At 72.3% G+C, this 21,978-nt stretch carries 22 protein-coding genes; 8 read left to right on the forward strand and 14 right to left on the reverse strand.

From position 1 onward, the window contains the following. Positions 1-153 precede the first annotated feature (153 nt). The 5 genes from F8R89_RS27610 (at position 154) to mgt (ending at position 5,521) form a co-directional block, all read left to right on the forward strand. The gene (locus F8R89_RS27610) at positions 154-1,089 is read left to right on the forward strand and encodes a carbohydrate ABC transporter permease (RefSeq protein WP_151786477.1); all 936 of its coding nucleotides are present in this window, start codon (positions 154-156) and stop codon (positions 1,087-1,089) included. After that, positions 1,086-1,919, forward strand: a complete 834-nt coding sequence (locus F8R89_RS27615; RefSeq protein ID WP_151786478.1) for a carbohydrate ABC transporter permease — start codon at positions 1,086-1,088, stop codon at positions 1,917-1,919. Before F8R89_RS27610 ends, F8R89_RS27615 begins: the two co-directional genes overlap by 4 nt. Continuing rightward, complete coding sequence (locus tag F8R89_RS27620) at positions 1,919-3,193, forward strand: ABC transporter substrate-binding protein (RefSeq protein ID WP_151786479.1); 1,275 nt, start codon at positions 1,919-1,921, stop codon at positions 3,191-3,193. The genes F8R89_RS27615 and F8R89_RS27620 overlap by 1 nt, the downstream gene beginning before the upstream one ends. A 266-nt stretch (positions 3,194-3,459) precedes the next feature. Next, entirely contained in the window at positions 3,460-4,239 is a 780-nt protein-coding gene (gene erm(V), locus F8R89_RS27625) for a 23S rRNA (adenine(2058)-N(6))-methyltransferase Erm(V) (RefSeq protein ID WP_151786480.1), read from the forward strand. Between the two features lie 73 nt (positions 4,240-4,312). Further along, positions 4,313-5,521, forward strand: coding sequence for a macrolide-inactivating glycosyltransferase (mgt, locus tag F8R89_RS27630; RefSeq protein WP_151786481.1), 1,209 nt, complete (start codon positions 4,313-4,315; stop codon positions 5,519-5,521). 64 nt (positions 5,522-5,585) lie between these two features. On the opposite strand, the gene F8R89_RS27635 is transcribed toward mgt, so the two are convergent. Then, a complete protein-coding gene (locus F8R89_RS27635; protein WP_151786482.1) occupies positions 5,586-7,853 on the reverse strand; it encodes an MMPL family transporter in 2,268 nt (755 codons plus the stop codon). A gap of 356 nt (positions 7,854-8,209) precedes the next feature. On the opposite strand from F8R89_RS27635, the gene F8R89_RS27640 reads away from it, so the two are divergent. Genes F8R89_RS27640 through F8R89_RS27650 form a run of 3 tightly spaced genes read left to right on the forward strand, consistent with a single transcriptional unit; the run spans position 8,210 to position 10,144 of the window. Further along, entirely contained in the window at positions 8,210-8,758 is a 549-nt protein-coding gene (locus F8R89_RS27640) for a DUF1697 domain-containing protein (protein WP_151786483.1), read from the forward strand. After that, positions 8,751-9,122 carry a DUF4440 domain-containing protein gene (locus F8R89_RS27645; RefSeq protein WP_151786484.1) on the forward strand — a complete coding sequence of 124 codons (372 nt, stop codon included), beginning with the start codon at positions 8,751-8,753 and terminating at the stop codon, positions 9,120-9,122. Before F8R89_RS27640 ends, F8R89_RS27645 begins: the two co-directional genes overlap by 8 nt. A gap of 2 nt (positions 9,123-9,124) precedes the next feature. After that, on the forward strand, positions 9,125-10,144 hold the full coding sequence (locus F8R89_RS27650; protein WP_151788309.1) for a ketopantoate reductase family protein: 1,020 nt from the start codon (positions 9,125-9,127) through the stop codon (positions 10,142-10,144). Between the two features lie 479 nt (positions 10,145-10,623). On the opposite strand, the gene F8R89_RS27655 is transcribed toward F8R89_RS27650, so the two are convergent. The 13 genes from F8R89_RS27655 to F8R89_RS27710 form a co-directional block, all read right to left on the reverse strand. After that, positions 10,624-11,361 (reverse strand): sirohydrochlorin chelatase, encoded by a 738-nt coding sequence (locus tag F8R89_RS27655; RefSeq protein ID WP_151786485.1) that lies wholly within the window; start codon positions 11,359-11,361, stop codon positions 10,624-10,626. Positions 11,362-11,367: 6 nt separating this feature from the next. Next, positions 11,368-12,267 carry an ABC transporter permease gene (locus tag F8R89_RS27660; RefSeq protein ID WP_151786486.1) on the reverse strand — a complete coding sequence of 300 codons (900 nt, stop codon included), beginning with the start codon at positions 12,265-12,267 and terminating at the stop codon, positions 11,368-11,370. Continuing rightward, on the reverse strand, positions 12,254-13,042 hold the full coding sequence (locus F8R89_RS27665) for an ABC transporter ATP-binding protein (RefSeq protein ID WP_151786487.1): 789 nt from the start codon (positions 13,040-13,042) through the stop codon (positions 12,254-12,256). Before F8R89_RS27665 ends, F8R89_RS27660 begins: the two co-directional genes overlap by 14 nt. Before the next feature lie 50 nt (positions 13,043-13,092). Further along, entirely contained in the window at positions 13,093-14,205 is a 1,113-nt protein-coding gene (locus F8R89_RS27670; protein ID WP_413251270.1) for an aliphatic sulfonate ABC transporter substrate-binding protein, read from the reverse strand. Position 14,206: 1 nt separating this feature from the next. Beyond that, the gene (locus tag F8R89_RS27675) at positions 14,207-15,541 is read right to left on the reverse strand and encodes a sulfate adenylyltransferase subunit 1 (protein ID WP_151786488.1); all 1,335 of its coding nucleotides are present in this window, start codon (positions 15,539-15,541) and stop codon (positions 14,207-14,209) included. Positions 15,542-15,543: 2 nt separating this feature from the next. Continuing rightward, positions 15,544-16,482, reverse strand: coding sequence for a sulfate adenylyltransferase subunit CysD (cysD, locus tag F8R89_RS27680; protein WP_151786489.1), 939 nt, complete (start codon positions 16,480-16,482; stop codon positions 15,544-15,546). Then, entirely contained in the window at positions 16,479-17,015 is a 537-nt protein-coding gene (gene cysC, locus F8R89_RS27685) for an adenylyl-sulfate kinase (RefSeq protein WP_264158893.1), read from the reverse strand. Before cysC ends, cysD begins: the two co-directional genes overlap by 4 nt. A gap of 26 nt (positions 17,016-17,041) precedes the next feature. After that, the gene (locus tag F8R89_RS27690) at positions 17,042-17,749 is read right to left on the reverse strand and encodes a phosphoadenylyl-sulfate reductase (protein ID WP_151786491.1); all 708 of its coding nucleotides are present in this window, start codon (positions 17,747-17,749) and stop codon (positions 17,042-17,044) included. Beyond that, positions 17,746-17,925, reverse strand: coding sequence for a hypothetical protein (locus F8R89_RS27695; RefSeq protein WP_151786492.1), 180 nt, complete (start codon positions 17,923-17,925; stop codon positions 17,746-17,748). Before F8R89_RS27695 ends, F8R89_RS27690 begins: the two co-directional genes overlap by 4 nt. Continuing rightward, positions 17,922-19,622: a nitrite/sulfite reductase gene (locus tag F8R89_RS27700; protein WP_151786493.1), complete on the reverse strand. Its 1,701-nt coding sequence runs from the start codon at positions 19,620-19,622 to the stop codon at positions 17,922-17,924. The genes F8R89_RS27695 and F8R89_RS27700 overlap by 4 nt, the downstream gene beginning before the upstream one ends. A 129-nt stretch (positions 19,623-19,751) precedes the next feature. Then, entirely contained in the window at positions 19,752-19,835 is an 84-nt protein-coding gene (locus F8R89_RS37365) for a putative leader peptide (protein WP_351391960.1), read from the reverse strand. 126 nt (positions 19,836-19,961) lie between these two features. Then, positions 19,962-20,534: a GNAT family N-acetyltransferase gene (locus F8R89_RS27705; RefSeq protein WP_151786494.1), complete on the reverse strand. Its 573-nt coding sequence runs from the start codon at positions 20,532-20,534 to the stop codon at positions 19,962-19,964. A 67-nt stretch (positions 20,535-20,601) separates the two neighbouring features. Continuing rightward, positions 20,602-21,882 (reverse strand): hypothetical protein, encoded by a 1,281-nt coding sequence (locus tag F8R89_RS27710; RefSeq protein ID WP_151786495.1) that lies wholly within the window; start codon positions 21,880-21,882, stop codon positions 20,602-20,604. Between the last annotated feature and the right edge of the window lie 96 nt (positions 21,883-21,978).

A 21,978-nucleotide genomic window follows, 5' to 3' on the forward strand; every position in this document is an offset into this window, starting at 1 on the left:
GGTCGTACGCCTTCGTGAACGGCGGACGCATTCCCGCCATTCGCGCCCAGTCTCGCATTTCCACAGGTCGGCCGCGTGCGAGCGGTCTTGACGGGGTACGGCGCGTTCACGACCATGACGAGGCCGTCCGAGCCGTGCGAAGGGGCTGATGCCGTGACCTCGGTGACCGAGGCCGAGAGGCCGGCCGCCCGCGCGCCCCGCCCCGGCGGGGAACGGCGGGTCACGGACCGCGGCGCCTGGTTCCTGGTGCTGCCCGCGCTCCTGCCCATCCTGATCCTCAGCGTCGGCCCGCTGCTGTACGGCATCCTGCTGTCCTTCACCGACGCCCAGTCCGGACGCACCGAGGCCACCCGGTGGATCGGCGGGCTCAACTTCCAGGACCTGCTGCACGACACGCTGTTCTGGGAGTCCTTCCGTATCGGCCTGGTCTGGGCCGTCGCCGTCACCGTGCCGCAGTTCCTGCTGGCCCTCGGCCTCGCCCTGCTGCTCAACCAGGACCTGCGGCTGCGCTGGCTGGCCCGCGCCCTCGCCATCGTCCCGTGGGCCATGCCCGAGGTCGTCGTCGGCGTCATGTGGCGGCTGGTCTACGCCCCCGATGCCGGCATCCTCAACGAGACCCTGCGCGACCTGGGCCTCGGCGACGGCCGGGACTGGCTGAGCGGACTCGGCACGGCCCTGCCCGCGGTGGTCGTCGTCGGCGTCTGGGCCGGGATGCCCACCACCACGGTCGCCCTGCTCGCCGGCCTGCAGAACACCCCGCGCGAACTGCACGAGGCGGCCGCCGTCGACGGCGCCGGAGCCTGGCGCCGCTTCCGCACGGTCACCTGGCCCGCGCTCAGACCGGTGGCCCTGTCCATCACCGCGCTCAACCTCATCTGGAACTTCAACTCCTTCGCCCTGGTGTACGTCCTCACCAGCGGAGGCCCGGGCGGCCGCACCCGGCTGCCGATGCTCTTCGCCTACGAAGAGGCGTTCCGGTACGGGCAGTTCGGCTACGCGGCGGCGATGGGATGCGTGATGGTCGCGGCGGTCTCGGTGCTGCTCGCGGTCCTCCTGGCGGGCCGGCTCCGGGGCGGTGAGGCGGCATGAGGACCAGCCGGACCGGCCGCGCCGGACAGTACGCCGCCCTGCTCGCCTATCTCGTCTTCCTGGCGTTCCCCTTCCTGTGGCTGGTCTCCACCGCCTTCAAACCCCCACGGGAACTGGCCCGTCTGCACCCCACCTGGATCCCCGAGGACCCGACGCTCGCCAACTTCCGGCAGGCGTTCGACGAACAGCCCCTCCTGGACGCCGCCCTGAACTCCCTGGCCGCCGCCCTCGGCACCGCCGTGATCGCCGTGCTCCTCGCGACCCCGATGGCGTACGTCATGGCACGCCGGCGGACCCGGCTCGCGCGGGCCGCGACCGGCTGGGTCGTCGTCAGCCAGGCGTTCCCGCTCGTCCTGGTGATCATCCCGCTGTTCCTGGTGCTGAAGAACCTGCGGCTGATCGACTCCATGACGGGGCTGGTCATGGTCTACGTGGTGTGGGCGCTGCCGTTCGCGCTCTGGATGCTCGTCGGCTACGTCCGCGCGGTGCCGCGCGAACTGGAGGAGGCGGCGGCGGTCGACGGCGCCGGGCGGCTGCGGACGCTGGTCTCGGTGACCGCGCCCCTGCTCGCGCCCGGCCTGGTGGCGACGGCCCTGTTCGCGTTCGTCACCGCGTGGAACGAGTTCTTCTTCGCGCTGGTGCTGCTGAAGACCCCGGAGAAGCAGACCCTCCCGGTCGTCCTCACCCACTTCATCGGCGCGGAGGGCGTCGCGGACCTCGGGCCGCTGGCCGCCGCCGCGTTCCTCGCGACGCTGCCGTCCCTGGTGGTGTTCGCGCTCATCCAGCGCCGGATCACCGGCGGCATGCTCACCGGGGCGGTGAAGAGCTGATGCGCGCGCGACTGCTGTGGGTGCTCGTCCTCGCCCTGCTGGCCGCCGGCTGCGCCGGGGACGCCGACCCGGACGGGCCGATCACCCTGCGCTTCCAGTCACTGGCCTGGCAGGAGGAGTCCGTCCAGGTCAACAAGGAGCTGGTGGCGGAGTGGAACGCCACCCACCCGGACGTCAAGGTCGAGTACGTACAGGGAAGTTGGGACAGCGTCCACGACCAGCTCCTCACCTCCTTCGAGGGCGGCGAGGCACCGGACATCATCCACGACGCCTCCGACGACCTCGCCGACTTCGCCTACGGCGGCTACCTCGCCGACCTGTCCGGCCTCCTGCCCGAGCGGCTCACGAAGGACATCCCCCCACACAGCTGGGAGACGACGACCTTCGGCGACGGCGTCTACGGCGTGCCGTTCCTCCAGGAACCGCGCGTGCTCATCGCGAACGCCGACCGGCTCGACGAGGCGGGTGTGCGCATCCCCACCCCCGAACACCCGTGGACGTGGCGGGAGTTCCGGGAGGTCACCGACCGGCTGAGCGGCGACGGCCGGTACGGGGTCGCCTGGCCGCTGAAGGAACCCGTCTCCGTCAGCCTCAACCTGTCGCTGTCCGCGGGCGGAAAGCTCTTCCACCGGGGCCCGGACGGCAAGGTGACCGTGCGCTTCGAGGAGGGCGACGCGGTGATGCCGCGCACCGTCCACGACCAGGTCGCCACCGACCGCAGCGCCTCCCCGAGCACCCTCGGCAGCGGCGGCTCCGACACCCTGCCCGGCTTCTTCGGCGGCCGCTACGCGATGGTGCCGCTGGGCTTCTCCTACCGGCAGCAGATCGTGCAGCAGGCCCCCGAGGGCTTCCACTGGCGGGTGCTGCCCGCCCCGGCCGGCGCCGACGGCCTCACCCAGGGCGTCAGCCCGCAGACCCTGTCCATCGCCGAGGACAGCCCGCACCGCGAGGAGGCCGCCGCGTTCATCGACTTCCTGCTGCGCCCGCGGAACATGGTGCGGCTTGCGCTCGGCGACTGGATGCTGCCGACCGGCACCGAGGCCCTGAAGGACCCGGCCCTGCACACCACCGAGCACGACTGGGCCACCGGTACGGCCCTCGCAAGCCGGCTGCGCCCGGCGCCCGCCCAGTCCGTGCGCGGCTACCCCGAGTTCAAGGACAAGGTCGCCACCCCGGCCTTCCAGGAGTACTACAGCGGCGCCATCGGCCTCGCCGAGCTGCGCACCCGCCTGGAACGCGACGGCAACCTGGTCCTCGCCCGCTACCAGCGCTGACGGGAAATCCCTTTGCGCACGGGCCGCGCACCTGCCTAGCGTGCGGTCCATGGCAGCGAACAACGCGATCACCCGCACCGGTCACGGCCGGGGCTGTGCGCACTCCGTACGGAGGCGCCGTGGCCCCGGAGCCCTGACCGGCCCGGGGAGCCGCACCGCCCGCTGATCGCGCGCGGACCCGCTGTCCCCTCCTTCTCTCTCCTGTCTTCCGGTCAGGGCGTTCGGCTGCCCTTCTCCCTCTCCACGGAAGACAAGGACCGCAGGCCATGGCCCGCCCCCGTCGCGTTTCCCGCGCGCTCTCGCAGAACTTCCTCGCCGACCGCGCCGCCGCCGCACAGCTCGCCCGGCTCGCCGCGCCCCACGACCGCCCCGTCCCGCTGCTGCTCGAAGTGGGCGCCGGGCACGGCGCGTTGACCGAGCTGCTCGCACCGCGCTGCCGCAGCCTCCTCGCCTACGAGATCGACCCGCGGCTCGTCCCCGGCCTGCGCGCGCGGTTCGCGGGCACCCCGCACGTCCGCGTCCTCGGTGAGGACTTCCTGCGGGCGAGGGCGCCGCACACACCGTTCTCCGTCGCCGGGAACGTGCCCTTCTCGCGTACCGCCGACGTCGTCGAGTGGTGTCTGCGGGCCCCGCACCTCACCGACGCCACCCTGCTCACCCAGCTGGAGTACGCCCGCAAGCGCACCGGCGACTACGGCGGCTGGACTCGGCTGACCGTGCTGACCTGGCCCCGGCACGAGTGGCGGCTGGCCGGACGGGTCGGGCGCCGCAGCTTCCGGCCCGTGCCCCGGGTGGACGGCGGGATCGTCCGTATCGAGCGGCGCCGCACCCCGCTGCTCGCGCCCGGCGCGTACGCGGGCTGGCGGGAACTGGTCGAGCTCGGCTTCTCCGGGGTCGGCGGCTCCCTGCACGCCTCGCTGCGGCGGGCCCGGCCGAGGCGGCGCGTGGACGCGGCGTTCCGCGCGGCGGGGCTCGACCGGGACGTCCTGGTGGGGGAGGTGCCGCCGTGGACCTGGCTGAGGCTGCACGAGGTGCTGAGCTCGTGAACGCGGTTCACGGAGCCGCCGACGTCATGAATTCAGATTGCACGAGACGTATCGTCTCGCTAGGGTCTTGCCCATGACCAGTCCCGCGCACATCGCCATGTTCTCCATCGCCGCCCACGGCCACGTGAACCCCAGCCTCGAGGTGATCCGCGAACTCGTGGCGCGCGGGCACCGCGTCACCTACGCCATCCCGCCGGCCCTCGCCGAGAAGGTCGCCGCGACCGGCGCCGAGCCGAAGCTCTGGAACTCCACGCTGCCCGGCCCCGACGCCGACCCGGAGGCGTGGGGGAGCACCCTGCTGGACAACGTCGAGCCGTTCCTGGCCGACGCGATCCAGGCCCTCCCGCAGCTGACCGAGGCGTACGAGGGCGACGAGCCCGACCTCGTCCTGCACGACATCACCTCCTACCCGGCCCGTGTCCTCGCCCACCGCTGGGGCGTGCCCGCCGTCTCGCTGTCCCCGAACCTCGTCGCCTGGGAGGGCTACGAGGAGGAGATCGCCGAGCCCATGTGGGCGGAACCGAAGAAGACGGAGCGCGGGCAGGCGTACTACCGGCGCTTCGAGAACTGGCTGAAGGAGAACGGCGTCGATCTGCACCCCGACCCGTTCGCCGGCCGCCCCGACCGCTCGATCGTCCTCATCCCGCGCGCCCTCCAGCCGAACGCCGACCGGGTCGACGAGCGCGTGTACTCCTTCGTCGGCGCCTGCCAGGGCGACCGCACCGCCGAGGGCGACTGGCGGCGGCCGGCCGGCGCCGAGAAGGTCGCGCTCGTCTCCCTCGGCTCGTCGTTCACCAAGCAGCCGGCGTTCTACCGGGAGTGCGTGCGGGCCTTCGCCGGACTGCCCGGCTGGCACCTCGTGCTCCAGGTCGGCCGGCACGTCGACCCCGCCGAGCTCGGGGAGATCCCGGCGAACGTCGAGGTGCGCGACTGGGTCCCGCAGCTGGCGATCCTCCGGCAGGCCGACCTGTTCGTCACCCACGCCGGCGCGGGCGGCAGCCAGGAGGGCCTGGCCACGGCCACCCCGATGATCGCCGTACCGCAGGCCGTCGACCAGTTCGGCAACGCCGACATGCTCCAGGCCCTCGGCGTCGCCCGGCACATCCCGACCGAGGAGGCCACCGCGGAGGTCCTGCGCGAGACGGCCCTCGCCCTCACCGCCGACCCCGAGGTCGCCCGCAGCCTGAAGGACATCCAGACGGAGATGGCCCAGGAGGGCGGCACCCGACGGGCCGCCGACCTGATCGAGGCGGAGCTGGACGCCGCCCGCGCCTGGGCATGACACGGCGGAACCCGCCGGCTCCCTGAGGAGTCGGCGGGCCCCGGTGTCCGGACGGCCGGGCGGGTCAGACCGGCACGCGCTCGCCCTCGTCGTCCCGGGCCGGGGGCTGGGCCACGGCCTCCGGGGACTCGTCGTGGGTCAGGTCCGGGAGGCGGTGCAGCCACTTCGGCAGGTACCAGTTGCGCTCGCCCAGCAGTGCCATCACCGCCGGGAGCAGGACGCCCCGGATGATCGTGGCGTCGATCAGGACCGCCGCCGCCAGGCCCACGCCCATCTGCTTCATGGACTGCATCGACAGGGTGCCGAAGATCGCGAAGACGGCGACCATGATGACGGCGGCGCTGGTGACGACGCCGGCCGTGGTGACCACGCCGTGCTGGATGGCGTCCTTCGTCGTGCGGCCGCGCAGCCGCGCCTCACGGATCCGCGAGACCACGAACACGTGGTAGTCCATCGACAGGCCGAACAGGATCACGAAGAGGAACAGCGGCAGCCAGGTGATGATGGCGCCCACGCCCTCCGCGCCCACCAGGGAGGCGCCCCAGCCGTGCTGGAAGACGGCGACCAGGATGCCGTACGCCGCGCCCACCGACAGCAGGTTGAGCACGATCGACGTGGCGGCGATCGTCAGGGACCGGAAGGACAGCAGCATCAGACCGAAGGCGAAGACCACGACGAACGCGAAGACCGGGACGACCGCTCCGGCCAGCTGGTCGTTGAAGTCCTTCGACCCCGCGACCTGACCGGTGATCGGCGCCTCCAGGCCGTCGACCTTGCCGAGGGTGGCCGGGCGGACCTCGTCACGGAGCTTGTCGAGGCTCGCGCCCGCCTTGTCCAGGTCGGAGCCGCCCACCAGCGGGACGTAGACGAAGGCGACGTTCTGCGCGTCGTGCAGCCTGATGTCGACCGGGCCGCGCGAGGCACCCGAACCGACCGCCTGCTCACGGAAGGCGGCGAGCGCCGACTTCACCTCGGGCGCGTTGATGTCGTCCGCCTTGACGACGACCTCGGCCGGCTCGGAGCCGCCCGGGAACGCCTCGTTGACCCGGTTGTACGTCTGCACGATCGGCAGCGAGTCGCCGAACTCCTGGTCCAGCGTGAGGTTCTGGGTCTTCATGCCGACCGCGGGCGCGGCGACGGCGAGCAGCGCGCCGGCGGCCACCACGACCGAGACGACGGGACGGGCCAGCACCGCCTTGAGCACGGCCGACCAGAAACGGCTCTCCCGGTTCGCCCGGCCCTTGTCACGGCGCAACCGGCTCTGCGGGTGCAGGAACGGGATCCTGCCCTTCTCGACGCGCTCACCCAGCAGGGACAGCAGCGCCGGCAGCACGGTGACCGAACCGACCATGGCGACCGCGACGACCATCAGCGAGGCCAGGCCCATCGCCTCGAACTCGGCGAGACCGGTGAACAGCATGCCCGCCATCGCCACGCACACCGTGACACCCGAGACGATGATCGCGCGGCCGCTGGTGGCGGCGGCGACCCGCAGGGCCGTCTGCGCGTCCCGGCCGGCCTCGCGCTCCTCGCGCTCGCGGCGCAGGTAGAACAGGCAGTAGTCGACGCCGACGGCCAGACCCACCAGCAGCATCACGGAGTTCGCGGTGTCGGACATCGGCATGACGTGGCTGACGATGCCCATCAGGCCCATCGTCGCCATGATCGCGGTGATGGCCAGCAGCACCGGCAGCAGCGCCGCCACCAGCGCGCCGAAGGCGATGAGCAGAATGCCGAGGGCCACCGGAACCGCGGAGTACTCGGCCTTCTGGAAGTCGTCCCCGAACGCGTCGTCGAACGTCTTCATCATGCTGGCGCCGCCGATCTCCTCGATCCGCAGCGAGCCGTGGTCCTTCTGGACCTCCTCGACGGCCTTCAGCACGGGCTCGACCCGCTCGCCGGCGGTGTCGGAGTCGCCGCGCATGTCGAACTGCACCAGGGCGCTGCGGCCGTCCTCGGAGATGGTCTTCGTGTCGTACGGGGACGTCACGTCCCGGACCTCGCCGGTGCCCTGCACCGCCTTCACGACCGCGTCGACCGCGTCGCGGAACGCCGGGTCGGTGGCCTTGAGGGACTTGTCCTTCGCCTGGATCAGGACGGTCTCACCGGCCGGCTCCTCGATGCCCGCGTCCTCGATGATCCGGGCGGCGGTGTGGGTCTCCCCCTTGAGCTGGTCGCTGTCCGTCACGTCGACCCGGCCCGCCGCGGAACCGAGGCCCATCGCCAGGGCGACGAACAGCACCCAGATCCCGACGGCGGTCCATCGATGCCGGGCGCTCCAGCCGCCGGCGCGAGCGGCGAGCCCCCGCACTCGCGTCTTCGTGTTCCCCATGAGGGCCTGCCCCCTGTGGTCGCGGCGACGACCCCCTGCCGTCACCTTTCGTCTCTCGACGCTATGGCCGGGGCGGAACGGTCTCGTCGTGCTGCCCGGTGAAGTGCGGCGGGCGGACCTCATCCCCTCGTACGCCGGGAGCTCCGCTCAGGGGAGGACGGCGGCCCCTTACATCTATCCCGGGCGGTCGGGGACATCGATCAGGGATCGACTTCCGGGACGAGTGGGGACGACCGGGACGCCGGCGCTTGTGCTTCGTGCTGACCGGTAAGTAACTTACGGTTGCGGCCGTCGTGCCCACCCCCACGGGGCACGACGGCCGTACGAACGCCCGCGCACCGCCATAAGGTGGCCGGATGACGACGACGTACGCGGCGCTGCTGCGCGGCATCAACGTGGGCGGCAGCCGGAAGGTCCCCATGGCCGACCTGCGCGCCCTGCTGACCGGCCTCGGACTCGACGGCGTCCGCACCCACCTCCAGAGCGGGCAGGCCGTGTTCACGGCCGCGCACGGCGACGAGGACTCCCTCGCCGCCGACATCACCGCGGCGATCGAGAAGCGCTTCGGCTTCCCCGTGGACGTGATCGTCCGCGACCACGCCTATCTGAAGACCGTCGCCGACGCCTGCCCGTTCCCCGCGGACACCCTGGAGGGCAGGCAGCTCCACGTCACCTACTTCTCCGCGCCGGTGGACGCCGCGCGCTTCGCCGAGATCGACCCGGCGGCGTATCTGCCGGAGGAGTTCCGGCTCGGCGACCGCGCGCTGTACCTGTACGCCCCGGACGGCCTCGGCCGCTCCAAGCTCGCCGAGGCCCTGGCGCGCCCCCGGCTCACCAAGGGCCTGATCGCGACCAGCCGCAACTGGAACACCGTCGTGAAACTCGTGGAGATGACCGGTGCCTGACCGTGACCCCGCCGTTCAGGCGGCCGTCGAGGGCGAGTTGAGACTGCTGGACCCCGAGGTCCGCCGCTCCCCGGAACTCCTCGGGGCCCTGCTGCACCCGGAGTTCCACGAGGTGGGCTCCTCCGGCCGGCTCTGGGACCGGGCGTCGACGATGGCCCGGCTGCCCCTGGACACCGACCCGCACCGGTACGTCGTCACCTCGCCCCTCCGGGGCGCCCGGCTCGCCCCCGACGTCGTCCACCTCGTCTTCGACACCGAACGCGACGGGCTCCGCGTCCACCGCAGCTCGCTGTGGCGGCGGACGGACGCGGGGTGGCAGATGTACTTCCACCAAGGAACGCCGTACGGCGGGGAAGAGGCATGAGCGTGCGCTACGTCATCATCGGGGCCGGAGCCGTCGGAGGCGTCGTCGGCGGACGGCTCGCGGAAGCCGGGCACGAGGTCGTCCTCGTGGCGCGCGGCGCCCACCACGACGCCCTACGGGACCACGGTCTGCGGCTCAGGGTCCCCGAGGGGGAGCTGATCCTGCGCATACCCGTCGTCGACGGCCCGGACGCCCTCGGGGAACTGCGCCCCGACGACGTCCTCGTCCTCGCCGTGAAGACCCAGGACACCGAGGCGGCGGTGCGCGCCTGGGGCCCGGCACCGGTCGCGGGCGGCGGTACGGCCGCCGAACGGCTGCCCCTGGTCTGCGCGCAGAACGGCGTCGAGAGCCAGCGACTGGCCCTGCGGCTGTTCCGGCGGGTGTACGGCGTCTGCGTCTGGCTGCCCTGCACCTACGTCGAACCGGGCGTGGTCTCCGCCGCCGGCGCGCCCCTGACCGGCATCCTCCACCTCGGCCGCCATCCGCACGGCACCGACGAGACCGCCCGGCGCATCGCCGCCGACCTGGAGAAGTCCCACTTCGAGGCACCGGTCGTGCCCGACGTGGGGCGCTGGCAGTACGCCAAACTGCTGGCCAACCTCGGCAACGCCGTGGAGGCACTGACCGGGCCCGTCGCCGGCGACGAGGCCATGGCCCTGCTGGGGCGGGTGCAGGAGGAGGGCAGGGCCGCCCTGGAGGCCGCCGGGATCGCGTACGCCACCCCCGAGGAGCAGCGGGCCGTCCGCGGCGACAAGGTCACCCTCGTCCCCCTCGACGGCGTCCCACGCGGCGGCGGCTCCTCCTGGCAGTCCCTCGCCCGGGGCACCGGCACGATCGAGTCCGACTACCTCAACGGCGAGATCACCCTCCTGGGCCGCCTGCACGGCGTCCCCACCCCCCTGAACGAACTCCTCCAGCACCTCGCCGCCACCTTCGCGCGCGAACACCGGGAGCCGGGGTCGATGCCGGTGGCGGAACTGGTACGGCGCGCGGACGAGGCGACCGCCCACACGGCCGGCTGACCCGGCCTCCGGCGCCGAGCGCCGCCCGTAAGGGCATGCCACCCCGAGATGCGTCCGCCTCTGCCGCGCGCCGCACGACCCTGCCCGGCGTCGGCATGTACGGCGCCAAGGCGCGGGCTGGCCGGGCTGAGGTGCCGGCCCGGTGACAGGATGTCCGGCGTCGTCGGGTGGCGCGAACGAGGCGGCAGCCGTCAAGACCGGTCTGCGGGCCGCGTCGTAGCGGTGCAGAAGCAGGCGCACCACCTCGAGCATGACCGCGCCCGCCGCGCCGCGCGATTTGGCCCGGCGTCGGCACGTGCGGCGCCACGGCGCGGACTGGCCGGGCTGAGGCCGGGGCGTACCGGTCCAGCAGGAGCCGCGCCACCCCGAGCACGCCCGCGTCGGCCGGGCCCCGCGTGATCCGGTCCGGCAGTCGACCCGGTGCCAGGACGTACGGTGCCACGGGTGCGTGCGGACGAGGCCGGCCGCCCCCGCAGGGCTCAGGCGCCCAGCGCCGTCAGTACCGGCCTTCGCGCCGCGTCGTAGCGGTGCAGCAGCAGGTGGGCCACCTCGGGGGCCGCTCCCAGCACGTCCGCGAGGACGTCCGCGTCCGTCGCGCCCCGCGCGATGCGGTCCGGGAGGCGGCCCGGTGCCAGGACGTACGGTGCCACGGCCACCCGTGCGCAGCCGAGGGCGCGCAGTTCGCGGACCGCGTCCTCGGTGCGGGGAAGGGCGGCGGAGGCGAACGCAGGCCGCACGGCGCACCAACCGGTGTGCCGCCACTCCCGCGCGATTTCTGCGATCACTGCGATCGCCTCCGGGTCGGTGGACCCCGCCGAGGCCAGCACGACCCCGGTCGAGGACTTGTCGGCGGGCGTCAGGCCCGCCTCGTACAGCCGCCGTTCCAGGGCGGAGAGGAGCAGCGGCGACGGGCCGAGGACCTCCGCCTGCCGGATCCGCAGCCTCGCCGGCGCCTCCCGCAGCACCGCCGGGATGTCGGCCTTCGCGTGGAAGGCGCGCGTCAGCAGCAGCGGCAGCGCCACGACGTCCCGGACGCCCTCGGCGGCCAGCGACTCCAGCACGCCCCCCACGGACGGCACGTTGAAGTCCAGGAACCCGGTCTCCACGCGCAGACCGGGACGCAGCGCGCGCACCCGCCGGACGAGGGCGTGCACGGTCGCGGCATGCCGTGGGTCACGGCTGCCGTGCGCGACGACGAGGAGGACCGGCTGGGACACGGGAGTTCAGCTCCTTGCCAGCAGACCGCGGCCGCGCAGCACCCGGCGCTCCAGCGGACTGAAGATCAGCAGGTCGATGGCGATGCCGACGACCAGGATGAGCAGGATGGCGAAGAAGACCATGGGCATGGAACTGGTGTTGCGGCCATTCTCCAGGAGCTGGCCGAGGCCCACGCCCAGGTCGGGGGAGGACGCGATGATCTCCGCGGCCATCAGCGACCGCCAGGAGAACGCCCAGCCCTGCTTCAGACCGGCGAGGTAGCCGGGCAGCGCGGCCGGCATCACCACGTGCCAGGTGCCCTTCAGGCCCGTCGCACCCAGCGTGCGGCCGGCCCGCAAGAACAGCGGCGGCACCTGGTCGACGCCCGACACCAGCCCGTTGGCGATCGAGGGCACCGCGCCCAGCAGGATCACCGCGAACATCATGCGGTCGTTCAGGCCGAGCCAGATCACGGCGGGCGGCACCCACGCCACGGACGGCAGCGACTGCAGCCCGGACAGGATCGGCCCGATCGCCGCGCGCACGAACCGCACCCGGGCGACGATCAGCCCGAGCGGGGTGCCGATGGCGAGCGCCAGCAGGAAGCCGAGCAGACCGCGCGAGACCGACGTCCAGATGTACTGGTGGAGGGTGCCCTCCAGCCACGACTCGCGCAGCTCGTCCCACACGGCGGCCGGCGGCGGCAGCTTGGTCGGGTCGTCGGCGATCCCGGACGACACCAGGAACTGCCAGAGCGCGAGCACCAGCACGACGGCGACGGCCGGCGGCAGCACCTTCTGTGTCAGCGTCCTGCGGAACGGCGTACGGCCACCGCCGCCGTCCGCCGTCTCCAGGGCGTCCAGGCCCGCCTCGAGTCCGGCGAGATCGGTGCCGTCCTTGGCGGCGGTCGTCTCAGTGCTGGCCATGGCGGCGGATCTCCCCACGCAGTTCTTCGGTGATCTCCCGGGACAGCTCGGCGACCTCGGTGTCCTCGATGCGGCGCGGCTGCGGGATGCCGACCGTCCACTCCCGGGCCACCCGGCCCGGACGCGAGGACAGCAGCACGACCCGCTGGGCCAGCCGCACGGCCTCCCGGACGTTGTGCGTCACGAAGAGCACGGACACGCCGGTCTCCCGCCAGATACGGGTCAGTTCGTCGTGCAGCACGTCCCGCGTGATGGCGTCCAGGGCGGCGAACGGCTCGTCCATCAGCAGCAGCCGGCTGTCCTGCGCGAGCGCCCGCGCCATGGCGACGCGCTGACGCATACCGCCGGACAGCTCGTGCACCCGCTTGCCGTACGCGCCCTTCAGACGGACCAGTTCGAGCAGTTCCTCGGCGCGTTCACGCCGCTGGGCCTTGCCCACGCCCCGCAGCTTCAGCGCGAGTTCGATGTTCTTGCCCGCCGTCAGCCAGGGGAACAGGGCGTGTTCCTGGAACATGAGGGCGGGGCGGCCGTCGGTGGTGATGGTGCCCGCGCTGGGCCGGTCGAGGCCGGCGACCAGGTTGAGCAGGGTCGACTTGCCGCAGCCGGAGGCTCCGAGAAGCGTGACGAACTCGCCGGGGGCGACGTCGAGGGTGATGTCGTCGAGGACGAGCTGCTGCCCGGCCGGGCCGGCGAAGGACTTCGAGACGTGCTCGATCCGTGCGGCGTGCTCGACGGACGCGTCCGTGCCGGCGGCCGTGGCGAGGGCGGTGGCCATGGTCGTCACCTCCTGGGAAGTCGATGGATGGGCTTGCTCGGCGGATGGGGCTACTCGGCGCCGAGACCGGCGTCGTCGACCGCGGGTGCGCCCTCGGCCTTGAGGACCTTGTTCAGCGGGCCCAGGTCGTAGATGCCGGTCAGGTCGGGCGACCCGAGCAGGCCCGCCTGGACCGCGTGACCGGCCTGGGTGCGCAGGGTGGCCGCCAGCGGGTCGTCGGTGACCGCGAGGGACCGCCACGCCGGGTCGAGGACGGCGGCGGGCAGCGGCTTGCCGGTGTCGGCCTCCAGCTGGGCGTTGGCGGCGGCCTTCGCCCGTCCCTCGTGGGCGGTGATCCAGCGGTTCGCCTTCACGGAGCCGCGCAGGACCGCCTCGACGGCCTTCGGGTGCTCCTTCAGGAAGCGCTGCGAGACGACGACGTTCGTGATCACGAACTTCTCGCCGGGCCACAGGCTCGACTCGTCGAGCAGCACCTTGCCGCCCTCGGCGACCAGCTTGGAGGCGGTCGGCTCGGGCACCCACGCCCCGTCGATCGAACCGGACCTGTAGGCGTCCGGGGTGATCTTGTTGTCGGTGCGGACGACGGACACGTCACCCTTGCCGCTCTCGGCGTCGACCTTCCAGCCCTGGTCCTTGGCCCAGTTGAGGAACGCGACGTCCTGGGTGTTGCCGAGCTGCGGGGTGGCGATCCGCTTGCCCTTGACGTCCTTCAACGACGTGATCTTCTCCGGGTCCACGACGAGCTTGACGCCGCCCGACGCCGAACCGGACACGATCCGCAGGTTCTTGCCCCGCGCCTTGACGTACCCGTTGACGGCGGGGGAGGGGCCGATCCAGCCGATGTCGATCGAGCCGGAGTTCAGCGCCTCGATCTCCGACGGACCGGCGTTGAACGTGGCGTACTCCGCCCGGGTGCCGCCCAGCTCCTGCTGGAACAGGCCCTCGTGCCGGCCGACCAGGGCCGTGGCGTGGGTCAGGTTCCCGAAGTACCCGATGCGCACCGAGTCCAGGCCGTCCACCTTGGGCGCCCCGGCGACGGCGTGCTCGCCGGAGTCCTCGGCCCGCGAGCCGTAGCCGCACGCCGCGAGGGCGAGCAGCGGCAGCGCGGCCAGGACGGCGAGCGTCCGGCGCGGGGCGCGGCGGGCGGACACGGAACGTGTCACGTCAGAAGTCCCACCCGTCGTCCTCGGGCTCCTCCTTGACGGGCTCCGGGGAGGCGAAGGACTCGCCGACCATGCCCGCGGTGAGCGTGGTGCCGTCGCTGGGGTCGATCAGGATGAAGGAGCCCGTGCGGCGGGAGTCGGCGTAGGAGTCGACCGGCAGCGGCTCGGCGGTGCGCACCTTGACGCGGCCGATGTCGTTGGCGACGAGCTGCCCGGGGTGCGGGTGCAGGGACAGGTCGGAGAGCGTGAGCCGGGACGGGATGTCCTTGACGATCGCCTTGACGGTCCGGGTGCCGTGCTTGAGCAGCACCCGGTGCCCGACGGTCAGCGGGGCGTCGGCGACATGGCAGACCGTGGCCTCGATGTCCTGCGAGGTCGGGGGCGCGTCCGCGGACGGCACGATCAGGTCGCCGCGCGAGACGTCGATGTCGTCCTCCAGGAGGACGGTCACCGACTGCGTGGTCCAGGCGACGTCGACGGGCTCGCCCAGCAGGTCGATCCCGGAGATCTTCGAGGTACGGCCCGACGGCAGCACGGTCACGGACTCGCCGACCCGGAACGAACCGGCGGCGATCTGCCCGGCGTAGCCCCGGTAGTCGGGGTGCTCGGAGCTCTGCGGCCGGATCACGTACTGCACGGGCAGCCGGGCGTGGCAGTGGCTCAGGTCGTGGCTGACCGGGACCGTCTCCAGGTGCTCCAGGAACGTCGGCCCGCCGTACCAGTCCATGTGCGCGGACGGGTCCACCACGTTGTCGCCGGCCAGCGCCGAGATCGGGATGGCGGTGATCTCCGGGACGCCCAGCTCCAGCGCGTACGCCGTGAACTCCTCGGCGATCGCGGCGAACACGGACTCCTGGTAGTCCACCAGGTCCATCTTGTTCACGGCGAGCACCACGTGCGGGACGCGCAGCAGGGCGGCGATGGCCGCGTGCCGGCGGGTCTGCTCGACCACGCCGTTGCGGGCGTCGACGAGAATCACCGTCAGCTCGGCGGTGGACGCGCCGGTCACCATGTTCCGCGTGTACTGCACATGGCCCGGGGTGTCGGCCAGGATGAACCGGCGCCGGGGCGTGGCGAAGTAACGGTACGCCACGTCGATCGTGATGCCCTGCTCACGCTCGGCGCGCAGGCCGTCGGTGAGCAGCGCGAGGTCGGGCGCGTCCTGGCCACGGCTCAAGGAGGCGCGCTCGACGGCCTCCAGCTGGTCGGCGAGCACCGACTTGGAGTCGTGCAGGAGCCGCCCGACCAGGGTGGACTTGCCGTCGTCGACGGAGCCCGCGGTGGCGAACCGCAGCAGGGTGGTGGCCGAGAGTTCCTCGGTCGTCGTGGTGCTCATGCTTAGAAGTACCCCTCGCGCTTACGGTCTTCCATCGCGGCCTCGGAGAGCTTGTCGTCGGCGCGGGTGGCGCCGCGCTCGGTGAGCCGGGACGCGGCGATCTCGGTGATGACCTGCTCCAGGCTCACCGCGTCGGACTCCACGGCCCCGGTGCAGGACATGTCGCCGACGGTGCGGTAGCGCACGAGGCGCTTCTCGACGGTCTCGTCGTCCTTCGGGCCGCCCCACTCACCGGCCGTCAGCCACATCCCGGAGCGCTTGAACACCTCGCGCTCGTGCGCGAAGTAGATCTGCGGCAGCTCGATGCCCTCGCGGGCGATGTACTGCCAGACGTCCAGCTCGGTCCAGTTGGACAGCGGGAAGACCCGGACGTGCTCACCGGGCGCGTGCCGGCCGTTGTACAGGTTCCACAGCTCGGGGCGCTGGCGGCGCGGGTCCCACTGGGAGAACTCGTCGCGCAGGCTGAACACCCGTTCCTTGGCGCGGGCCTTCTCCTCGTCGCGGCGTCCGCCGCCGAAGACCGCGTCGAACTTCTCCGCCTGGATCTTCTCCGTCAGCGGCAGCGTCTGCAGCGGGTTGCGGGTGCCGTCCGGGCGCTCCTTGAGCACTCCGCGGTCGATGTAGTCCTGCACGGAGGCGACGTGCAGCCGCAGCCGGTGCCGCTCGACCGTGCGGTCCCGGTACTCGATGACCTCGGGGAAGTTGTGGCCCGTGTCCACGTGCAGCAGCGAGAACGGCACCGGCGCGGGCGCGAACGCCTTCAGCGCCAGATGCAGCATGACGATGGAGTCCTTGCCGCCGGAGAACAGGATCACCGGCCGCTCGAACTCGCCCGCCACCTCACGGAAGATGTGGACGGCCTCGGACTCCAGGGCGTCCAGGTGCGACAGGGCGTACGGGCTGTCCGTGCCCTCCCGCTGCGTCGCGACGGTCGTCGTCATGCCAGTCCCCTTTCGGTGAGCAGGGCGTACACGGACGCCGCGGACTCCTGCACGGTCTGGTGCTGCGACTCGATCCGAAGATCCGGCGACTCGGGCTCCTCGTAAGGGTCGTCGACCCCGGTGAGCCCGCTCAGCTCACCGGCGGCCTGCTTGGCGTACAGCCCCTTCACATCGCGGACGGAGCACACGTCGACCGGTGTGGCCACGTGCACCTCCAGATAGGGCGCCCCGCTCTCCTGGTGGCGCTTGCGGACCGCCTCGCGGCTGTCGGCGTAGGGCGCGATCACCGGGACGAGCGTCGTGACGCCGTTGCGGGCGAGCAGTTCGGCGACGAAGCCGATGCGCTGCACGTTGGTGTGCCGGTCCTCGCGGCTGAAGCCGAGGCCCGCCGAGATGAACTCGCGGATCTCGTCGCCGTCGAGGACCTCGACCCGGTGGCCCTCGGCGCGCAGCCGGCCGGCCAGTTCATGGGCGATGGTGGTCTTGCCGGCGCTCGGCAGACCCGTGAGCCAGACGGTGGCTCCGGTCGTCACGTGGTTCTCCTGAGTCTGGGGGGTCGTCATCCGTGCAGTCCGCACTCGGTCTTGGCGCGGCCCGCCCAGCGGCCGGCGCGCGCGTCCTCGCCCTCGAGGACCCGGCGGGTGCACGGGGCGCAGCCCACGGAGGCGTAGCCGTCCGTCAGCAGCGGGTTGGTCAGTACGCCGTGCTCGGCGACGTAGGCGTCCACGTCGTCCTGGGTCCAGCGGGCGATGGGGGAGACCTTCACCTTCCGCTGCTTCTCGTCCCAGCCGACCACCGGGGTGTTCGCCCGGGTCGGGGACTCGTCGCGGCGCAGCCCGGTAGCCCAGGCCACGTACTTCGTGAGGCCCCGCTCCAGCGGCTCGACCTTGCGCAGCCTGCAGCACAGGTCGGGGTCGCGGTCGTGCAGCTTCGGGCCGTACTCGGCGTCCTGCTCGGCGACCGTCTGCCGGGGGGTGAGCGTGATGACGTCGACGTCCATCACGGCCTCGACGGCGTCCCGGGTGCCGATGGTCTCCTCGAAGTGGTAGCCGGTGTCCAGGAAGACCACGTCGACGCCGGGCATCGCACGGGAGGCGAGGTGGGCGACGACCGCGTCCTCCATCGAGGAGGTCACGCAGAACCGCGCGCCGAAGGTGCCGGCCGCCCACTGGAGGATCTCCAGCGCGGAGGCGTCCTCCAGGTCCCGGCCCGCCTGCTCGGCGAGCGCGCGCAGCTCGTCCGCCGTGCGTGCCTGAGTCACCGTCATATCTCGTCTCCCCCCGTGTCGTTGTGCCGAAGGCCCTGTGCGAGCAGGCCGAGGAACTTCAGCCGGAAGGCGCGGTTGCACGCGGCGCACTCCCAGGCGCCGTGGCCCTCCTCGCTCGGGCGCAGGTCCTCGTCGCCGCAGTAGGGGCAGTAGAAGGGCGCGGCCCGCTCGCTCATGACAGGGCCTCCTCCGAGGCCCGCGCGGCCCAGGACGCGAACCGCTCGCCGTCCTCGCGCTCCGCCTGGAACCGCTTGAGGACCCGCTCGATGTAGTCGGGCAGCTCCTCCGAGGTGACCTTCAGACCGCGGACCTTGCGGCCGAACCCGGCCTCCAGGCCGAGCGCGCCGCCGAGGTGCACCTGGTAGCCCTCGACCTGCTCGCCCCGGTCGTTGAGGACCAGCTGCCCCTTGAGACCGATGTCCGCCACCTGGATACGGGCGCAGGCGTTCGGGCAGCCGTTGAGGTTGATGGTCAGCGGCTCCGCGAAGTCCGGCAGGCGGCGCTCCAGTTCGTCGATCAGCTGGGAGCCGCGCTGCTTGGTCTCGACGATCGCGAGCTTGCAGAACTCGATGCCGGTGCAGGCCATCGTGCCGCGCCGGAAGGTGGACGGCCGCGCGGTCAGATCGAGCGCCTCCAGGCCCTCGACCAGCGAGTCGACCTGGTCCTGCTCGACGTCCAGCACGATCATCTTCTGCTCGACGGTGGTGCGCACCCGGCCCGAGCCATGGGCCTCGGCCAGGTCGGCGATCTTCGTGAGCGTGGCGCCGTCGACGCGTCCCACGCGCGGGGCGAAGCCGACGTAGAAGCGGCCGTCCTGCTGCCGGTGCACGCCGATGTGGTCGCGCCACTGCTGGACGGGCTGCTCGGGGGCGGGCCCGTCGATGAGCTTGCGCCCGCCCAGGTACTCGTCCTCGAGGACCTGGCGGAACTTCTCCGCGCCCCAGTCGGCGACGAGGAACTTCAGCCGGGCCCGGTTGCGCAGCCGCCGGTAGCCGTAGTCACGGAAGATCGAGATGACGCCCTCGTAGACGTCCGGCACCTCGTCGATCGGCACCCAGGCGCCGAGCCGCACGCCCAGCTTGGGGTTGGTGGACAGACCGCCGCCGACCCAGAGGTCGAAGCCGGGGCCGTGCTCGGGGTGCACCACGCCGACGAACGCGACGTCGTTGATCTCGTGCACCACGTCGAGGAGCGGCGATCCCGAGATGGCCGTCTTGAACTTGCGGGGGAGGTTGGAGTAGGCCGGGTTGTTCAGGACCCGGCGCTTCATCTCCTCCAGCGCGGGGGTGGCGTCGATGATCTCGTCCTCGGCGATCCCGGCGACCGGCGAGCCGATCATCACACGCGGGGTGTCGCCGCAGGCCGTGACCGTGGACAGGCCCACACCCTCCAGCCGCTCCCAGATCGCGGGCACGTCCTCGATCCGGATCCAGTGGTACTGGACGTTCTGCCGGTCGGTGATGTCGGCGGTCCCGCGCGCGTACTCCTGCGAGACCTCGCCGATCACCCGCAGCTGCCGCGTGGTCAGCGCGCCGCCGTCGATGCGGACGCGCAGCATGAAGTAGGAGTCGTCCAGCTCCTCCGGCTCCAGGACGGCCGTCTTGCCGCCGTCGATCCCGGGCTTGCGCTGGGTGTACAGCCCCCACCAGCGCATCCGGCCGCGCAGATCGTTCGGGTCGATGGAGTCGAAGCCGCGCTTGGAGTAGATCGTCTCAATGCGTGTCCGCACATTGAGACCGTCGTCGTCCTTCTTGAACTGCTCGTTGCCGTTCAGCGGGGTGTGGTGGCCCACGGCCCACTGACCCTCACCGCGGTGACGGCTCACCTTGCGGCGCGGAGTCGCGGCGGCAGGCTTCTGCGGGGTGGCGGCCATGGTTGATACGTCCTTCGGGACAGGCGGGAATGCGGCTTTGACCTGCGCATACGGGCGCACGGGCAGAGGTGCGCGGCATCGCGCGGGGTGGAAGCGTGAAGAAGAGAGGTGTCGGGCGCTGAAGGGAGGTCAGCGCACCGGACAGATGGCGCTGGACATGCGGCCCAGGTCGACGTGCCGCCGACTCACCAAGGCAATTCCAGTTCCAGGCATGACGGAAGCGTGTCACGGCGATCTGAGACCAGTCCAGCTTCGTCCGAGATGCGGACACCCTTGTCCCGTAGAATGAGACAAGGGTGTCGTGGGTCACAAGGCCCGTGGGGACCGTTTCCGGCCAGGTCAGCCGGCGTACGCCCCGGGCCACGGGCCGGGCGTCGCCACCTCGGCCTCCTCCTCGACCTTCGTGTCGAACAGCGTGAAGCCCCGGCGCTGGTAGTTGGCCATCGCGTGCTCCCCGTCCTTGCTGCAGGTGTGCAGCCACACCCGCTTGGTCGGCGGCAGCTCCGGCCACCGCTCCGCCAGGTCCCAGGCGCGGGCGGTGCCGTACGACAGCAGATGGCCGCCGATCCGCCGCCCCCGGAACGCCGGGATCAGGCCGAAGTAGACGATCTCCACGACCCCGCCGTCCTGCGCCTCGAGCTCCACATAGCCCGCCGGCGTCCCGCGGTCGTACGCCACCCACGTCTCGACGCCCGGACGCGCCAGCTGCTCCTGCCAGCGGGCGTAGCTCCAGCCGAGCCGGTCCACCCAGCGGATGTCCCCGCCGACGGACGCGTACAGGAAACGGCTGAACTCGGGCGAGGGGACCTCGGCGCGGACGACCCGCACGTCCCCGTCCGGCGCTTCGGCCGGGAGGAGGTCGGTGGGGGCGGTCTGTTCCAGGGACCAGGTGGTCACGGTGATGCTCGGCATGCCGTCAGGCAATCATCCCGACGGCGGATCTGTCGATCGGCCCCCCCGCTCCCGGACCGGCGCCGCCTCAGTCCAGGGCGGCGTCGATCGACCGCAGCGGCACCGCGAACAGCGTCCGTCCGGACTGGGACCACACCTCGCCGGTCGCCTCCCAGTACGACAGGGAACCGGCACCCATGCCCCAGCACCTCGGGGCGCCCTCCGTGCCGCACCGCGTCGCCTCCGCGCCGTCGGTGTCCTGGCGCCACAGGCTGCCGTGCCGGTCGGTACGGGCCGGGGCGCGCCCCACGTACCAGCCGGACCGGTCCGACCCCGGTGCCCGGCGCGACAGCACACCCTCGACGCCGGACGCCTCCGTCTCGTACGCCTCGACGGCCCGGACCGCCCCGGCGCCGTCCGTGGCCAGCAGGCCGGTGCGGGCCGGGTCCTTGCTGAACGCGTACCGCCACAGCCGGGCGTGCCCGTCGCCGTCCGGCGCGGTCCACTCGCTCGCGACCAGGCTGTCCGGCGCCGTGCTGCGGTCCAGTGACACCGCCCCCAGCCGGGGCGCGTCCCGGCCGGTCAGCCGGTACGAGCCGACGGCCGGCAGCACGAAGTCGAGGCCGTGCGCCGACCAGCCGGAGCCGGTCCGGCCCACGGCGGCACTGTCGACCGTCGTGCGCTGGACGCGGTCCAGGTCGTACACGTACAGCCCGTCGCCCGCGGTGACCAGCAGCTTGTCCTGGTACCAGACCATGCCCGTCAGCCGGGACGTCATCGGGCGGTAGTCCCGTCCGCCGTCCACCGGGACGACGAGCAGCGCCGACGTGTACAGCAGCTGGTCCATGTCGGTGGCGTCCACGAACGACACCCTGGCCAGCGAACCGCCGTCCTGGCTCCAGCCGGACAGGATCACCCGGTGGTCGTTCCACCAGCCGTCGTCGTCGGCGTCTCCCGAGGTGGTCACCGCTCCCGCCCGCCAGGACCGGGTGTCCCCGGCGTCCCAGCAGTACGCGCGGGTGGCCGCCGGGGCGACCGGCAGCCCCGTACGCTCCGCCTCCGTGCACCCGTCCGCGTCCCGCAGCGTGTGCTCGGCGCCCTCCAGGACGGCGCCCACCCCGACCGGCTTGCCCATCGCGGAGGACAGTCTGTCCAGCGTCTCCTCGGGGACGAGCCGCTCATGCAGCCGCAGCGCCTCCGTCCCGGCGGCTCCCGCGAGCGGCTTCAACGCCCCCGGATCGTCACCCACCGTGGCCTGCGAGGCGCTGATCATCGTGGCGGCGGCGGTGAGCGCCAGGGCGGTTCCGGCGAGGAACGCGCGCAGCGCACGGCCCTGCTTGCGTCGACGGTGTCTGCCGCGGTGCTTCATCAAACCTCCCGAGGCGAGCCAACTGCGCCCATCGGTCCGAGCGTTGACCAAAGGAGCAGGTGGGGCGGCCCGTACCAGGGATGCTACGGCAGGAAG

The sequence above is a fragment of the Streptomyces sp. SS1-1 genome (assembly GCF_008973465.1).
Classification (GTDB): domain Bacteria; phylum Actinomycetota; class Actinomycetes; order Streptomycetales; family Streptomycetaceae; genus Streptomyces.

Coding starts and splice junctions, on each gene's coding strand:
- cysD (WP_151786489.1), bottom strand. CDS start 16,482: ATGACGACGACCGTCGCGACGCAGCGGGAGGGCACGGACAGCCCGTAC.
- F8R89_RS27620 (WP_151786479.1), top strand. CDS start 1,919: ATGCGCGCGCGACTGCTGTGGGTGCTCGTCCTCGCCCTGCTGGCCGCC.
- F8R89_RS27700 (WP_151786493.1), bottom strand. CDS start 19,622: ATGGCCGCCACCCCGCAGAAGCCTGCCGCCGCGACTCCGCGCCGCAAG.
- F8R89_RS27640 (WP_151786483.1), top strand. CDS start 8,210: ATGACGACGACGTACGCGGCGCTGCTGCGCGGCATCAACGTGGGCGGC.
- F8R89_RS27660 (WP_151786486.1), bottom strand. CDS start 12,267: ATGGCCAGCACTGAGACGACCGCCGCCAAGGACGGCACCGATCTCGCC.
- F8R89_RS27675 (WP_151786488.1), bottom strand. CDS start 15,541: ATGAGCACCACGACGACCGAGGAACTCTCGGCCACCACCCTGCTGCGG.
- F8R89_RS27710 (WP_151786495.1), bottom strand. CDS start 21,882: ATGAAGCACCGCGGCAGACACCGTCGACGCAAGCAGGGCCGTGCGCTG.
- F8R89_RS27695 (WP_151786492.1), bottom strand. CDS start 17,925: ATGAGCGAGCGGGCCGCGCCCTTCTACTGCCCCTACTGCGGCGACGAG.
- mgt (WP_151786481.1), top strand. CDS start 4,313: ATGACCAGTCCCGCGCACATCGCCATGTTCTCCATCGCCGCCCACGGC.
- F8R89_RS27635 (WP_151786482.1), bottom strand. CDS start 7,853: ATGGGGAACACGAAGACGCGAGTGCGGGGGCTCGCCGCTCGCGCCGGC.
- F8R89_RS27665 (WP_151786487.1), bottom strand. CDS start 13,042: ATGGCCACCGCCCTCGCCACGGCCGCCGGCACGGACGCGTCCGTCGAG.
- F8R89_RS27615 (WP_151786478.1), top strand. CDS start 1,086: ATGAGGACCAGCCGGACCGGCCGCGCCGGACAGTACGCCGCCCTGCTC.
- F8R89_RS27705 (WP_151786494.1), bottom strand. CDS start 20,534: ATGCCGAGCATCACCGTGACCACCTGGTCCCTGGAACAGACCGCCCCC.
- F8R89_RS27690 (WP_151786491.1), bottom strand. CDS start 17,749: ATGACGGTGACTCAGGCACGCACGGCGGACGAGCTGCGCGCGCTCGCC.
- F8R89_RS37365 (WP_351391960.1), bottom strand. CDS start 19,835: ATGCCTGGAACTGGAATTGCCTTGGTGAGTCGGCGGCACGTCGACCTG.